This window comes from Methylocaldum sp. GT1BB, from assembly GCF_051027545.1.
In the GTDB taxonomy this organism is placed as follows: Bacteria; Pseudomonadota; Gammaproteobacteria; order Methylococcales; family Methylococcaceae; genus Methylocaldum.
In genome coordinates, this window is sequence record NZ_CP194902.1 from 1,172,887 (window position 1) to 1,186,896 (window position 14,010).

Below are 14,010 nucleotides of genomic sequence, written 5' to 3' on the forward strand. Positions count from 1 at the left end.
AATTAACCCCCGAACAGCCGACCGAACAAGCCTTTCCTTTCCTCTTCGAGGAAGCGATGGGGGACATTTTCGCCTAAGTACCGGCGTATCACATCGGCATATGCCTGGCCGGCATCGCTCTTGTCGTCGAGAATGACCGGCGTTCCCGCGTTGGATGCACTGAGCACGGCTTTCGATTCCGGTATTACGCCGAGCAGATGCAAGGAGAGAATCTCCTGTACGTCGTCCACGCTGAGCATTTCGCCCAGTTTGACCCGTTGCGGGGAATAGCGGGTCAAGAGGAGATATTCCTTGATCGGTTCGAGTCCCTGTTCGGCGCGGCGGGACTTGCTGGCGAGTATGCCCAGCATGCGATCCGAGTCGCGGACCGAAGAAACTTCCGGGTTGGTGACGACAATCGCGTCGTCGGCAAAATACATCGCCAGATTCGCGCCGCGTTCGATGCCGGCGGGGGAGTCGCAGACGATGTATTCGAAGGTTTCGGACAACTCGTTCAGAACTCGCTCGACACCATCCAGGGTGAGCGCGTCCTTATCGCGGGTTTGCGAAGCGGGCAGAATGTAAAGGTTCTCGCAGCGTTTGTCTCGGATCAGGGCCTGATTCAAGGTGGCTTCCTGATTGATGACGTTCACGAAGTCATAGACCACGCGTCTCTCGCACCCCATGATGAGATCCAGGTTGCGCAGCCCGATGTCGAAATCGATGACAGCGGTGCGGTGGCCTTTCAACGCCAATCCCATGGAAACGGCGGCGCTGGTGGTCGTTTTGCCAACACCCCCCTTTCCGGAAGTCACAACGATAATTCTCGCCACTCGTGCTCTCCAGATTCAAAAAGCTTTGTTTACAGGTTTTCGATGATTAACGAACTGTCGCGCAGATAAATTTGCACCGGCTTGCCGCGCATGGATTCGTCCAAATTTTCGCTGATCTTGTAGTGTCCGCCGATGGCAATCAGTTCTGCTTGCAGGTCCGCGCAGAAAATCCGCGCATCCAGGTTTCCCTGTACCCCCGCCAATGCACGTCCGCGGAGTGAGCCGTAAATATGGATATTTCCGTCCGCCATGACCTCCGCCCCGGGACTGACTTGGGACAGAACGATCAGGTCGGCGCCGGAGGCGTAAATCCGCTGCCCGGAACGGACCGGCTGCTCGATCAGTTTGCTTCCGCTCGGCAGCTTGGCCGTCGCGCGCGATGAGGATTTCGAAGCGGAAGGCGCAGGCGCTGGTCCGGCGACGGTTTCGTGCTTGTGTTCCGGAAATATGGCCAGTTTCGCGTCTTGCGCCGCCGCTTGCAGCCTTGAACTTCCGCCGCGGGTGCCGACCGGAACCAAATGATGATCGTGCAGGATGTCGATCAAATCGAAGAAATCGACATAGGCGTTGTTGGGAAGGTCGCTGAGATCGATCACCACCGGGGCGTTACGGAAAAATTCCGGTGCTTGCCGGATCTTGTCTCTGAGCTGTTGGGCGACAAGCGCGTTGTCGCTGTTCGAAAGCTTCAGGATCGGCAGCGTAATGGAACCCGATTTGATTTCGAGCGAAACGGACCGGGCCGACTGTTCGTTAGACTTGACGGGCATCCTGATTGGGCGGGGCTCATCGGCGGAATTTGCGATGGGCGCATTCTATCACTCCCTTAAAATTTGCGTAAACGCAAGCCGCGAAAAGCGAATTTCCCGACTGAGGTTCCATCGAGCGAGCAGGGCACGCGCCAACGATGCTATGATCTTCGAAACGATCGCCAGTTTGCTGCGTCGCGCGTAGCCAGGAGGGAAGCTTCATGAGCCAAAGAGAGATAGATGGTACCGGCATTAGGGTTGTGCCCGTCGGGCTAGGTGCCATGCCGTTGTCCATCCAAGGCAGGCCCAGCGAAGAACAAGCGTTTCAAGTCATCGAGACCTTTCTCGCCGAGGGCGGCAATTTTATCGATACGGCAAACGTTTATTGTCTGGACGATTCCGACATCGGGCACAATGAACGCCTCATCGCCAAAGTTCTGGACCAACTCGGCAAACGGGGTCAGGTTGTCATCGCAACCAAAGGCGGTCTCAGGCGCCCGGGCGGCGAGTGGGTGATCGACGGCGCCCCGAAATTTTTGCGGGAGTCCTGCGAACGAAGCCTCAAAGACCTGAAGACGGATTGCATCGAGTTATATCAGCTTCATGCCGTCGATCCCAATATCGGCTTGCTGCCTTCTCTGGAAGAGCTGATAAAGCTCCGGGACGAAGGCAAAATCAGGCATATCGGGCTATCCAATATCACTAGCCTGGACATTCTCCAGGCTGCTCTCGATCACGCGCCTATCGTTTCCGTCCAGAACCGTTGCAATCCGTTCGAAAAGCAGGATTTCGCCAACGGCGTGATCGACTATTGCGGTTTGAAAGGCATCACCTATATCCCTCATAGTCCGGTAGGCGGACACTACGGTCACGTTCGTCTCGGTCACAGCGAATTGTTCGAACGTCTGGCCGAAAAGTACCGATCGTCCCGTTACGGCATCGCCTTGGCCTGGCTGCTGGCCAAAGGCGAGCATATCATTCCCATTCCGGGAGCCAGCAAGCCGACCAGCATCGCGGACAGCATGCGCGCCTTGCACGTCCACCTCGATCCGGAGGATGTTCGCGCAATCGACAACATACCGGAACTTCGGTGACTCATTGGCTTTTGCCCGCGACGACGGCATTCATCTGCTGGGGAATTTGGGCATTTCTGCCGAAACTCACCACGCGCTATATCGATCCCAAAAGCGCCATTATTTACGAGGCTGCCGGCGGGCTCGTCGTAGCGTTGGTTGTTCTGGCCCTTTTCGTCTTCAAGCCGGCCACGGAGCCGCGCGGCATGGTGTTGGCGTTGAGCACCGGGATCCTCGGGGCCATGGGAGCTTTCGCTTATCTTTATGCCATGACCAAAGGCCCGGTTGTGTTGGTCTCCACGGCTACGGCCTTGTATCCGACCGTCGCCGTGGTTCTGGCCTATTTTTTCTTGAACGAGTCGGTTACTCTCAAGCAAGCGATCGGGATCGTACTAGGTCTGATCGCGATGGTATTGGTTAGCACTTGAAGAGCGATTAGTCGGTTCTGCGCAACGCGCCTTAAGGTTGCGTAGCCCATACCGGCAATGATGCTTGCCAGGGAATAAAACGCGCATGCAATTACCGGACTATCAAGGCGCCGGCATCGTAAATCTGCTCAGCTCGCTCATTACCGGGCTCGGTGGCGAGCCGAACGGCTATGCGCCCCTCAACGGCCTGTCATCGGCGGAGGTGGGCGCTTACCGCAATGTTGTTCTGATCGTAGTCGATGGACTCGGTTATGAATACTTGATCAGGCAGGACCGCGGCAGTTTCTTGCGGCAACATCTCCGCGGACGCATGACATCGGTCTTTCCGTCCACTACCGCGACGGCCATAACGAGCTTCTTGACCGGACTGGCGCCGCAACAGCACGGTTTGACCGGATGGCACATGTATTTCAAGGAATTGGGTGCCGTACTGTCGGTATTGCCTGGTGTGCCTCGATACGGCGGGATACCGCTGGGGAAATGCGGCATCGAAGCCGAAAAATTTTTCGGCCATGTGCCGATCTTCAATCGCATTCCGCTGCCTTGCTATATCGTTTCCCCGCGCCGTATAGCCCATTCGGACTTCAACTTGGCGCATCAAGGCAGAGCCGAATTGCGAGATTTCGATACGATCGAGGAATTTTTCGGCGTGATCGTTCGGACTCTCCGGAAGGATGTTCATCGCAAATTCATTTATGCCTACTGGTCTGAACTCGACCATATCGGCCATGAGAATGGATCGGCAAGCCCGGAGGCGGAACAGCATCTGGCTGAACTGGACAGCGCCTTCGAGGCGTTTTTCGGAAACATTGCGGGAAGCGATACGCTGCTCATCGTCGCGGCGGACCACGGTCAAATCGATACCAGCCCCGAGCGTGTCATCGAGTTGGACGATCATTCGGAGCTGAATGAATGCCTGATATTACCTTTATGCGGTGAAAGACGGGCTGCATATTGCTATGTGAAATCGGGCGAGACGCAACGCTTCGAACGTTATGTACAAGATAACTTGGCCGCTTACCTCGAATTGCATCTCAGTCGGGATCTTCTCGCTTCCGGCTGTTTCGGTTCAGGCACGCCTCACCCCCGGTTGACCGAACGCATAGGCGATTACATGCTGATCATGAAGGAGAATTACGTGATAAAGGATTGGCTCCCCGGCGAGCGCCCATATCGGCAGATCGGTGTCCACGGCGGCATGAGCCCGGAGGAGATGTTCGTCCCGCTTATCGTGGCGGCGGCTTAGGCGGGAAGGCTGCATACGAGCAGGCTCGGGCGAATTCATGCGGTGATTCCGAGCGCTCGGGCTATGCGGACACTCGGTTAGATGCGGCCTCGGAGATCGCACTTCGACCCGAAGAGTCGAAGCTTTGTCTGTCACGATGCGAAGGGATTCCAAGGTAGGCGTGCAAAGAAAAAAACCGGCACGGGAACGTCCGGTGCCGGTTTATGCGTCTTCTGACGTAGCGCTTAAAGCTGTTCGTTTTCCGGTTTTTCCTTCTTTTCGGTATCTCCGTTGGTTGGGCTCAAGCCTTCCAATTCAAGGTCCATTTCCTGCTCGAACTCATCCTCCAGAGGAGGGTTGCCGTCATGGATCAGGTAATTGCGCTGCTGAAAGTAAGCGTTACGAATAAACTCGTAACGGTCGACCGAGGCCTCGTCAACGATTTTGGTGGCGCTCAACAGGTCGGCGCGCATGTCGACCGTTTTCAGAGTGCCCGTTCCATAGGGAATCGCGGCCGGAGTGATCCAGTTAATGGGGTTGGCGGCGGTGTCTCCGGCCAAGCCGAGGGCGCCGCGGGGCGTGCTCGGTCCGATGAACGGCAGAACCAGATAGGGACCCGACGGAATGCCCCAGGCGCCCAAGGTCTGATCAGTATCTTCGTTGTGTTTCGGTAGATCGAGCTTGGAGGCGACATCGATGAATCCGCCCACACCCAGAACCGTATTGACCAGGAATCGGCCGGTGTCTTGCCCGGTTTGGAGAAGCTTGAATTGCAATAGGTCGTTGGCGATTACGCCAATGTCGTCCACATTGCTGAAGAAGTTGGTGATACCCTTATCGACGAACGACGGCGTGATATATTGATAGCCCTGACTGACGGGCTTCATGACATAATCGTCCAGAGTATCGTTAAATTTCTGAACGCCGCGGTTCCACCCTTCCCAAGGGTCGCGTGGATCATGCTTGGTGGCGGTCGCGCAGCCGGCAAGACTCACGATAAGCGCGAGTCCGAAGACCGGCAATGAAGGGCGTAACTGGCGAGTTGTTTTCATTTTTTTTGTTCCTTTCCCGAAGTCGATCAGGCTTTCTCTAAAATTAGCATATCCAGGGCGAAGCTTCGAGCTACCGTGAACTTAAATTCGAGTTGACGGGAAAATATAATGAGCTTAGCGAACCTAGTCGAGAAAAAAATGCGATCGAATAATGCCTGATCATCATCTCGCCAGTTTGGCGCGCCGCTTCCGCGGCTATTTGCCTGTCGTCGTCGACGTCGAAACCTCGGGTCTAAGCCCTTCGGAACATGCTTTGCTGGAAATTGCCGTGGTTATTCCCGAGATGAACGGCAACGGCCATCTCCAGATCTGTGAGACCCATTCCACTCATATCAAGCCGTTTCCAGGTGCTCGCATGGATCCGGCTGCCTTGAGTTTCAACAAGATCGATCCTTATCACCCGTTTCGATTCGCGGTGGATGAGAAGGAAGCGCTCTCGAAGATCTTCCAGCCCGTTCGCGCCGCCGTCCGGCGCACCGAGTGTACTCGGGCGATCCTGGTCGGGCACAATCCCGCCTTCGACATCGGTTTTTTGAACGCGGCAGTAGCGCGGTGCGGGATCAAGCGGAATCCTTTTCACCCTTTCAGCACTTTCGATACCGCTACTTTAAGCGGTCTGGTTTACGGCCAAACCGTGCTGGCGAAGGCGGTGCAAGCGGCGGGATTCGAGTGGAACAACGACCAAGCGCATTCCGCGATTTATGACGCCGAGCAAACCGCTCGCCTGTTCTGTACGATCGTAAATCGCTGGAAAGACCTGGTAACGATTGAAAAAGGCAGCCCGGAGGATTTACTCGGATGAATCCACCGAAGTAGGAGCCGCTTCGCTCAGCCGCTTCTGCAACTCGCCGCTTTCGAACAGCTCCAACATGATATCGCTTCCGCCGACCAGCTCGCCGTTAATGTAAAGCTGCGGAAACGTCGGCCATTGAGAAAATACCTTCAGCCCCTCTCTCAGCTCGGGATCTTCGAAGATGTTCACGTAAGCGTACTCGACGCCGCAGCGTTCCAAAATTTGCACTGCCCGTCCCGAAAAGCCGCACTGAGGAAAATCGGGAGACCCCTTCATGTAAAGGATCACCGGATTCTCGGCGAGTTGTTTCTTGATGCGTTCTGTAACGTCCATACCGGCTGTCTCAAATTAAAGTGGATAAAATACCTTAGTGAATCTATCAGAAATGATCGGCGCTCGGAAGGCCGACTCTGATGCTTAAACTTTGTCGTTTACTGTTGGATAATCCGCTAAAGCGACAATTTCATCACTCAAAATAAATAAGGAATTCTCTGCATGCATCAGATTACCCTCATTCCCGGTGACGGTATCGGACCTTCCATCGTCGATGCCGCGGTCAGCGTGATCGAAGCGACCGGCGTAAGAATCCACTGGGATCGGCAATTAGCCGGCATGGCGGCTGTCGAAAAACATGCCGATCCATTGCCCGATGCGACCATCGAATCAATCCGGAACAATCGAATTTGCTTCAAAGGCCCGCTGACCACGCCGGTCGGCGGGGGTTACCGAAGCGTCAACGTAACCTTGCGACAGACATTCAACTTGTATGCGAATGTTCGTCCGGCCATTTCTTTCGAAGGCACCAGCACACCGTTTCAAAATGTAAACCTGGTGACGGTTCGCGAGAATACGGAAGGCCTCTACGCCGGTATCGAGCATTTCATCAAGGTCGATGCGGAAAAACTGGGAGCAGAAAGCATCGCGATCGTTACCAAGAAAGGCTCCGAACGGATCATCGAATACGCCTTTCAATATGCGCGCAAAACCCAGCGCAAAAAAGTGACGCTGGTGCACAAAGCCAACATTTTGAAGTGTACCTCCGGGCTGTTTTTGGAAATCGGTCGGGAAGTCGCCAAGGCTTATCCGGAGATCGAGTTCGAAGACAAGATCGTCGACGCCTGCTCGATGCAACTGGTCATGAGGCCGGAAGTGTTCGATGTGATCGTTACCACCAACTTATTCGGGGATATTCTGTCCGACTTGGCGGCAGGTCTCATCGGCGGGTTGGGATTGACCGCAGGCGCGAACATCGGCACCGATGCCGCTTTATTCGAGGCCGTGCACGGCAGCGCGCCGGATATTGCCGACAAGGGCATTGCCAATCCGACGGCCATGATCCTGGCGGGCGCCATGATGCTCGAACATATCGGGGAGCTCGACGCTGCCCGGAAGATCGAACAAGCCGTCCGTAAGGTCATCCGCGACGGCAGAATCGTGACGCCCGACCTAAACGCGAATTCGCCCTACGGAACGCAACATATGGCCGATGCCATAATCCGCGAGCTCATCGAGCAAGGCTGATCGGAAAGCACCGTTCTCGTAGAAGTTTTCTGCTGCCAGGCAGCCCAACACAGTATCTCAAGATTGGCCCCATGACCGACTTACATGGGGCCAAACGCAGACGGACCTTGTTCGCCAAGGCGCGAATAGGAAAAATTGGATTTGATCAATCGGACGTCTCGCGCTAATCTATTAGGCCTTCCGCTACGTCCCCATCGTCTAGCGGCCCAGGACTCCGCCCTCTCACGGCGGCAACAGGGGTTCGAACCCCCTTGGGGACGCCAAGTTTATATAACCTTGGGACAGCAAGGTCCCGACGGTCGTTTGTCCTTCCGCCCGCAATACTTTCTTGCCTTTCCGTTCCACCGGAATACACCGAATCGGTTCCTTGAGCAGTTGCCGGAGCGCTTTTCGTGCCGCGGCCACATCGCGCTGCATCCAGCGCGTCAAACCTCTGGAGTGACGCTCATTTGCGCCAGTAGGCCGGCGTGAACAGGATCAGCGCCGTGAACACCTCGATGCGGCCAAGAAACATGGCCAAGGTGCAGATCCACGTTTGAAAGTCGGTCAATCCGCCATAGTTCGTGGCAGGCCCTACTTCTCCTAACCCCGGACCCGCATTGTTGATGCTGGCGAGCACGGCGGAGAACGATGACAGGAAATCGAGTCCACTGATTACGAGCAATAAGGTAAGGACCACGACGCTCATGAAATAGACAAAAATAAATCCGAGCACCGACAGGACGATCGGTGACTGAATGACCATATTGCCGAGTTTGAGCGGGTTGACCGAAGTGGGGTGAGTCAGCAGGAACATCTGGAGCTGGCTTTGTTTGACGAGAATCAGGGTCCGCATCATCTTGATGCCGCCGCCGGTGGATCCGGTGCAGACGGCAACGCAACTCACGAAGAACATCCACAGCGGCGCAAAAATCGGCCACTCGTTGAAATCGGCGGTGACAAACCCGCAGTCGGTGCCGATGGACACCAAGCTGAAGCTCGCGTGGCGAAGGGCGGTCGGAAAATCCGCATAAGTGCCCTGAAGCCACAGATAAAGCCCAATTGCCACGCAACTGCCCACCACAAGCACCAGATAAGGTAGCAACTCGACATCATGCTTGTACGGCATCAGGCTCCTGCCGCGGAGCGCCAGAAAATGCGTGGCGAAGTTCATCCCCGCCAGCAGCATGAAAACGATCAAAACCGCCTCGATTGCGGGCGAATTGAAATGGCCGACACCGGCGTCGTAGGTGGAGAATCCGCCGAGCGACAAGGTTGCAAATGCATGGCAGACAGCATCCAGCCACGTCATCCCTGCCCATTTCAAGGCAAAAATACAGGCCACGGTGATGCTGCCGTAAACCAGCCAGAGATTCTTGGCCGTCTCGGTAATGCGCGGCGTGAGCTGGCTGTCTTTCATGGGGCCGGGCGTTTCAGCCATAAACAGCTGGCGGCCACCGACACCGAGCACCGGGAGAATCGCCACCGCCAAGACGATGATTCCCATGCCGCCCAGCCAATTGAGTTCATGCCGCCACAAATTGATGGCGGGCGGCAGCTGATCCAATCCGGTCAGAGTCGTGGCGCCGGTAGTTGAAAGTCCGGACATCGTTTCGAAGTAGGCGTCGGTAAACGACAGGTTCTTCAGATACGACATCAGTGGAAAAGTTGCAAAGGCGGCCATTCCGGTCCAGGCGAGCACCACCAGCATAAAGCCCTGTTTGGCCTTTAACTCCCTATCGAATCGACGGGTCAGTATCCAAAGTAGCAAGCCCGCACCCAAGGTGAGCAGCATGTCCTCGATGAAAAGCAGTTCCGTCCCATCCCGATAAATGAGCGACGTCAAAATAGGCAAGGTGTAGGTCATGCTGAAGACCATTAGCATCAGCCCGAAAACCCGGGCCAGCGACAGAAATTGAATCATGCTGAAATGCTTTTTTGTTCTTATTAACCCGGCCTATAAATATAGGCCGGGTTAATCCGGGGCAGGGATGCCCCGGCGCGGCGACAAGCCGCGTGAGCCCAGGCCGGGCTTGTACCGGCCTGGGCGGCGGCCCGAAATACCAGGAGGGTATTTACGGGCCTGATTAATAAGATTTCTGTATGCGCAGAATAAAAGGCATCGGAATTTCCGTCCGTAAGCGATCACTATCCCATTTTCTTTGAGACGATAGCCATTCCAGAACTTACCCGGCGCGCTAAAAATACCGGGCATTGATCACGAAATGCGCGACTATGCTGCCGGCATACCCGAGCGCAATGGCCGGAACCCATTTCAGGTGTGTGCTGAAGGTATAGAAGCCTTTGGCTTGACCGAGAAGTCCCACACCCGCCGCCGAGCCGATGGCGAGCAGGCTTCCCCCTACACCCGCCGTCAGCGTCACCAACAACCACTGCCCCTGTGAGATATCGGGCATCATCGTCAGCACGGCGAACATGATGGTGCCGTTATCGATGAAGGCGGAGATGATACCCACCAGCACGTTGGCGATGGTGGGGTCGAGATCGGTATAAAGGAACTGCGAGGCGTAGTTCAAATAGCCGATGAAGCTCAAACCCCCGACGCTGACCATGACGCCGTAGAAGAACAGCAGCGTGTCCCATTCCAATCGCGAGACGTTGTGGAATACGTCGAAATGATGCCGTTCCTCCAGGTCGTAGGGGATTTCCATGGCATCGGTATCGGCGACTTCGCCCGAATTGCCGCGTGGCGCCGCCGTCTTCTGCAGGTAATAGCTGAAGAATTTCAGATAGGTGAGCCCCGCCAACATGCCGGCGGCCGGCGGGAGACTCAGGAAGTTCTCGAAACAGACGGCGGTGACGATGGTCAACAGAAACAACAGAATAATCGTTTTCGCCCCGCGCCGCAGGGCGAAAGCCTCCAGAGCGGGTGCCGGCTTTTCCTTGGGAACCCAGAAGTACATGATGGCTGCCGGCAGGACAAAATTGACGATGGAGGGGACCAGCAACGAATAGAACTCGATGAACGGCACGACCCCTTTTTGCCAGACCAGGAGGGTCGTGATATCGCCGAACGGACTGAAGGAGCCGCCGGCATTGGTGGCAACCACCACGTTGACGCAGGCCACGCCGATGAAGCGGCGGTTATCCCGCCCCATCGCCATGATCACGGTGCCCATCAAAAGGGCGGTGGTGAGATTGTTGCACACCGAGGACAGCAAGAAGGACAGGCATCCGGTGATCCAAAACAGCTGCCGATAGCTGAAGCCCTTGCGCAGCAGCCAGATACGCAGGGATTCGAACACCCCCCGATCTTCCATGGCGTTGAGGTAGGTCATCGAAACCAGTATGAACAGGAATAGCTCCGCGTACCCCTCCAACCCAGTGCGGAATGCTTGCTCGGCCTGCTCGCCAAGGCCGTCCCGGACGTATACGGCAGCAATCAAGACCCAGATGAGGCTGGCGGCAAGAACCATCGGCTTCGATTTCCTGAGTTCCGTGACCTCCTCGATCATGGCCAGCGCATAAGCTCCGAGGAAGATCGCGACGGCCAGATAGCCGACGGCATGATGGGTCAGATCCAGCGGCGGCGGTAGGCTGCCCTCGGCGCTCAGGGCCGGGACCGGTAAGGCGGCAAGCACGATCATCAGCCATTTCTTATTCATGATTGATCGGCGATTGATCGGCTTGTTGGTGAGTACGATGTAGCCGTGTTTCTTGACCGATCAGCCGCTGATGACGGCTGCCCGCTTGTCTCGTTATTAAGACGTGAAGCATGGATGGCATTCCGCTGTTTAATGTTGAACGAAAAGGCAATGCAGACCTGATCATGCAAAGGCGAGCGCCGCCGGTCATTGCTTGGCTGCATCAATGCACGCGCTCGTGGGTCTTCGATCATTCGTCGTCGCACAGACGGTATCCCACACCGGGTTCCGTCAGGAGATAGCGGGGTCTGGCGGGATCGGCCTCGATCTTGTGTCGCAACTGGCCCATGTAAATCCGGACGTAATGGCTGTGCTCGGTATGGCCCGGACCCCAGACCTCGTTCAGCAGCTGTCTGTGGGTGACGACACTTCCCGCATGACTGATCAGGGCGGTCAGTAGGCGATACTCGATCGGCGTGAGATGGATCTCGCGGTCTTCGAGAGAAACTTTCCGCCGGGTCAGTTCGACCTTTAGGTCGCCGACTTGAAACACATCGCGCGGCGGTCCCCACGAACGCTGCGAGGCACGCCGCAGCAATGCCCGGATACGCGCCACGAGTTCCGCCGTGCTGAAGGGTTTGGTCAGGTAGTCGTCCGCGCCGGCGTCGAGGGCCTGGGTGATGTCGTTTTCGTGATTTCGGGCCGACAGGATGATCAGAGGGACTCCAGTGCGTTTCCGTAACCGATCCACCACCTCCACGCCATCCATGTCCGGCAGTCCAAGATCGAGGATCACGAGTGCCGGTTTGGCGCTTCGCGCCGAAGCCAAACCCTCGGTCCCGGTCTCGGCCGTGATCACCGACCAACCGTCCTGGCCGCTCAGACAGGTGCTCAAGAACATCCGCAAGTGCGGATCGTCCTCGATGACCAATATGGCGGGGCGGGTTTCCGTCATGGCCGCGACAAAGCCTCGTTTTCCAGCTCGATGTCCGGCGGCGTTTCCGTGAGCGGCAGTTCCAAGCGGAAGACGGATCCTCCGCCGGCCCGGGGCTCGACGCGAATGTCGCCGCCGTGCGCGCTGATGATGGCCCGGCAGATGGCCAAGCCGAGTCCGGCGCCGCCCTGAGGCGCTTCCGGGTAAACGCGGAAGAACTTGTCGAAGATCTGGTGCCTGAATTTTTCCGGAATGCCCGGACCCCGGTCGGCAATAGAGAGGGTCAGCAACTTCGGCGACAGTTCTGCGGTAATCTCGATGGGGCTCGCTTCCGGCGTATATTTGACGGCATTCTCGAGAAGATTGACCAAGACTTGCTGCATCAAGACCGCGTCGACATGGACCAGCGTCAATCCGTTATCCAGATCCACCGTGACCGGCCGGTTTTCAAGCTGTTTTCGCATCCGGCGCAGGGCGCTGCCGATGATTTCCTCAAGGGCGTACCACTGTCGATTCAGCGCAACCTTCCCGGCTTCGAGCCGGGCCATGTCCAGGATCTTATGCGTGAGATCGGACATCCGCTTCGCGTCCTCATGGATCGCTCGGATCAGCTTTTGGCGGTGCTCGGCATCCAGGTGTTCGTCGCCTTCGACCAGCGTTCCCGACGCGCCGACGATCGTCGAAAGCGGGGTGCGGAGATCGTGGGAAATGGCGCTCAGCAGCGAATTCCTCAGGGTTTCCGCCTCTATTCGGATGGCTGTGCAGCGAGCTTGTTCGGCAGCCCGAACCCGCTCCAGAGATTGAACGATTTGATGGAGAAAGAGATCCAGGAGCGTCCGTTCTTCCGGCGAAAGCCTTCGGTGGGCCGGGAGCGCCATCACCCATACGCCGAGGACGCCTTCGGAGCCGACCAGCGGCCAGTAGAGCGAGGTCCCTACAGAATTTGTGTCGGTGCCGCCGCCGGGCGGCTGCGGTTGCCCCTGGTCAAAAGCCTGTTGTGCAAGGGCAAGATCCAGATCCGGCATGCCTGGCGGCCAAAGATCGCCTTCCGGACAGTGCAGCCGGGCTTGGCCGTCCGGAACGAGCAGGGTGTTCGGGAGCCCAAATTCGGAGTAGATATGTTTGATGCCGGCTGCGATCACGTCCGCCTCCTGGCGCGTACCGGCCAGCTCCTTGCTCAGCCGGTACAGCGTCGAGGCGCGCTGTTCCCCCTGCGCCGCCACGGCGGCCTGCGATCGAAGCGCATCCATCAGGCTGCTGGTCACGACCGCAACGATCAGCATGACGGCAAGGCCGATCAGATGCTCCGTATCGGAGACGGCGAAGGAAAAAATCGGAGGGGCAACGAAAAAGGCGAAAGTCCCGGCGCTCTGAAGAGAGGCCAGGATGGAGGGGCCGCGTCCGAACCGGATAGCCACGAAAAACACGCCCAGCAAGTAAATCATCAGGATGTTCGCTGGGCTGATCTGACCGCGCAGCGGCCAATTGATCAACGTGCAAAGCGTGGGAGCCGCCAACCCCCAGAAATATCCAACCGCTCGGCGGTAGGGCCTATGCAAGGAAGTAGGGGCGTGGGATGAGGTGCTCGTGGCGGATACCATGCGCTTTGGCTGCTCTAAAAGGCCGGAATTGACCGAGGCGAACTCGCCGTATTCGTGACTTCGGCCGGCCTCAATCGCGTCTTTGGACTAATCCTAGTGTGCCGATATCCTTGCTAAAGCTCTCTCGAAGCATGCGTAGCCGAGGTACTGTTCCGACGGGTCTGCGCCGTTCACTCTAGGCTTTCGGATCTAAAGATGGTGTAAATTTTGCGTCAATAATGAGTGGCATATTTATTTCAAA

Annotated in this window: 14 protein-coding genes and 1 tRNA gene; 6 read left to right on the forward strand and 9 right to left on the reverse strand. The window is 56.8% G+C overall.

The genetic code is table 11. The annotated features are described in order from the left end of the window. Nucleotides 1–2 precede the first annotated feature (2 nt). Together minD and minC are read right to left on the reverse strand one after the other, a co-directional pair. Nucleotides 3–812 carry a septum site-determining protein MinD gene (minD, locus tag ACR2TX_RS06485; protein WP_077730955.1) on the reverse strand — a complete coding sequence of 270 codons (810 nt, stop codon included), beginning with the start codon at nucleotides 810–812 and terminating at the stop codon, nucleotides 3–5. 29 nt (nucleotides 813–841) lie between these two features. Beyond that, nucleotides 842–1,579 carry a septum site-determining protein MinC gene (gene minC, locus ACR2TX_RS06490; RefSeq protein WP_086133009.1) on the reverse strand — a complete coding sequence of 246 codons (738 nt, stop codon included), beginning with the start codon at nucleotides 1,577–1,579 and terminating at the stop codon, nucleotides 842–844. Between the two features lie 200 nt (nucleotides 1,580–1,779). On the opposite strand from minC, the gene ACR2TX_RS06495 reads away from it, so the two are divergent. The 3 genes from ACR2TX_RS06495 (at nucleotide 1,780) to ACR2TX_RS06505 (ending at nucleotide 4,305) form a co-directional block, all read left to right on the forward strand. After that, the gene (locus ACR2TX_RS06495) at nucleotides 1,780–2,652 is read left to right on the forward strand and encodes an aldo/keto reductase (RefSeq protein WP_347258186.1); all 873 of its coding nucleotides are present in this window, start codon (nucleotides 1,780–1,782) and stop codon (nucleotides 2,650–2,652) included. Beyond that, entirely contained in the window at nucleotides 2,649–3,059 is a 411-nt protein-coding gene (locus tag ACR2TX_RS06500) for an EamA family transporter (RefSeq protein WP_077730952.1), read from the forward strand. Before ACR2TX_RS06495 ends, ACR2TX_RS06500 begins: the two co-directional genes overlap by 4 nt. 85 nt (nucleotides 3,060–3,144) lie before the next feature. Further along, nucleotides 3,145–4,305, forward strand: coding sequence for an alkaline phosphatase family protein (locus tag ACR2TX_RS06505; RefSeq protein ID WP_086133007.1), 1,161 nt, complete (start codon nucleotides 3,145–3,147; stop codon nucleotides 4,303–4,305). Between the two features lie 224 nt (nucleotides 4,306–4,529). On the opposite strand, the gene ACR2TX_RS06510 is transcribed toward ACR2TX_RS06505, so the two are convergent. Continuing rightward, nucleotides 4,530–5,336 (reverse strand): MlaA family lipoprotein, encoded by an 807-nt coding sequence (locus ACR2TX_RS06510; RefSeq protein WP_434110812.1) that lies wholly within the window; start codon nucleotides 5,334–5,336, stop codon nucleotides 4,530–4,532. 151 nt (nucleotides 5,337–5,487) lie between these two features. Between ACR2TX_RS06510 and rnt the strand changes: the two genes are divergently transcribed. Next, nucleotides 5,488–6,138 (forward strand): ribonuclease T, encoded by a 651-nt coding sequence (gene rnt, locus ACR2TX_RS06515; RefSeq protein ID WP_086133005.1) that lies wholly within the window; start codon nucleotides 5,488–5,490, stop codon nucleotides 6,136–6,138. On the opposite strand, the gene grxD is transcribed toward rnt, so the two are convergent. Then, the gene (gene grxD / locus ACR2TX_RS06520; RefSeq protein WP_077730948.1) at nucleotides 6,127–6,462 is read right to left on the reverse strand and encodes a Grx4 family monothiol glutaredoxin; all 336 of its coding nucleotides are present in this window, start codon (nucleotides 6,460–6,462) and stop codon (nucleotides 6,127–6,129) included. The genes rnt and grxD overlap by 12 nt on opposite strands. Nucleotides 6,463–6,624: 162 nt before the next feature. Between grxD and ACR2TX_RS06525 the strand changes: the two genes are divergently transcribed. Continuing rightward, nucleotides 6,625–7,650, forward strand: coding sequence for an isocitrate/isopropylmalate dehydrogenase family protein (locus ACR2TX_RS06525; protein ID WP_077730947.1), 1,026 nt, complete (start codon nucleotides 6,625–6,627; stop codon nucleotides 7,648–7,650). Nucleotides 7,651–7,837: 187 nt separating this feature from the next. Next, nucleotides 7,838–7,913 (forward strand) — tRNA-Glu (locus ACR2TX_RS06530). Here the strand turns inward: ACR2TX_RS06530 and ACR2TX_RS06535 are convergent. From ACR2TX_RS06535 to ACR2TX_RS06555, 5 genes are all read right to left on the reverse strand, one after another. Next, complete coding sequence (locus ACR2TX_RS06535; RefSeq protein WP_434114249.1) at nucleotides 7,873–8,079, reverse strand: hypothetical protein; 207 nt, start codon at nucleotides 8,077–8,079, stop codon at nucleotides 7,873–7,875. The two genes, ACR2TX_RS06530 and ACR2TX_RS06535, sit on opposite strands and share 41 nt — an antisense overlap. A 16-nt stretch (nucleotides 8,080–8,095) precedes the next feature. Continuing rightward, nucleotides 8,096–9,553, reverse strand: a complete 1,458-nt coding sequence (locus tag ACR2TX_RS06540) for a TrkH family potassium uptake protein (protein WP_434131593.1) — start codon at nucleotides 9,551–9,553, stop codon at nucleotides 8,096–8,098. Between the two features lie 274 nt (nucleotides 9,554–9,827). Next, complete coding sequence (nhaD, locus tag ACR2TX_RS06545) at nucleotides 9,828–11,255, reverse strand: sodium:proton antiporter NhaD (RefSeq protein WP_077730945.1); 1,428 nt, start codon at nucleotides 11,253–11,255, stop codon at nucleotides 9,828–9,830. Between the two features lie 229 nt (nucleotides 11,256–11,484). Beyond that, nucleotides 11,485–12,189, reverse strand: coding sequence for a response regulator (locus ACR2TX_RS06550; RefSeq protein WP_077730944.1), 705 nt, complete (start codon nucleotides 12,187–12,189; stop codon nucleotides 11,485–11,487). Further along, nucleotides 12,186–13,685, reverse strand: coding sequence for a DUF4118 domain-containing protein (locus ACR2TX_RS06555; protein WP_240502554.1), 1,500 nt, complete (start codon nucleotides 13,683–13,685; stop codon nucleotides 12,186–12,188). The genes ACR2TX_RS06550 and ACR2TX_RS06555 overlap by 4 nt, the downstream gene beginning before the upstream one ends. Nucleotides 13,686–14,010: the final 325 nt, after the last annotated feature.

Coding starts and splice junctions, on each gene's coding strand:
- minC (WP_086133009.1), bottom strand. CDS start 1,579: ATGCCCGTCAAGTCTAACGAACAGTCGGCCCGGTCCGTTTCGCTCGAA.
- ACR2TX_RS06495 (WP_347258186.1), top strand. CDS start 1,780: ATGAGCCAAAGAGAGATAGATGGTACCGGCATTAGGGTTGTGCCCGTC.
- ACR2TX_RS06505 (WP_086133007.1), top strand. CDS start 3,145: ATGCAATTACCGGACTATCAAGGCGCCGGCATCGTAAATCTGCTCAGC.
- ACR2TX_RS06510 (WP_434110812.1), bottom strand. CDS start 5,336: ATGAAAACAACTCGCCAGTTACGCCCTTCATTGCCGGTCTTCGGACTC.
- rnt (WP_086133005.1), top strand. CDS start 5,488: ATGCCTGATCATCATCTCGCCAGTTTGGCGCGCCGCTTCCGCGGCTAT.
- grxD (WP_077730948.1), bottom strand. CDS start 6,462: ATGGACGTTACAGAACGCATCAAGAAACAACTCGCCGAGAATCCGGTG.
- ACR2TX_RS06525 (WP_077730947.1), top strand. CDS start 6,625: ATGCATCAGATTACCCTCATTCCCGGTGACGGTATCGGACCTTCCATC.
- ACR2TX_RS06540 (WP_434131593.1), bottom strand. CDS start 9,553: ATGATTCAATTTCTGTCGCTGGCCCGGGTTTTCGGGCTGATGCTAATG.
- nhaD (WP_077730945.1), bottom strand. CDS start 11,255: ATGAATAAGAAATGGCTGATGATCGTGCTTGCCGCCTTACCGGTCCCG.
- ACR2TX_RS06550 (WP_077730944.1), bottom strand. CDS start 12,189: ATGACGGAAACCCGCCCCGCCATATTGGTCATCGAGGACGATCCGCAC.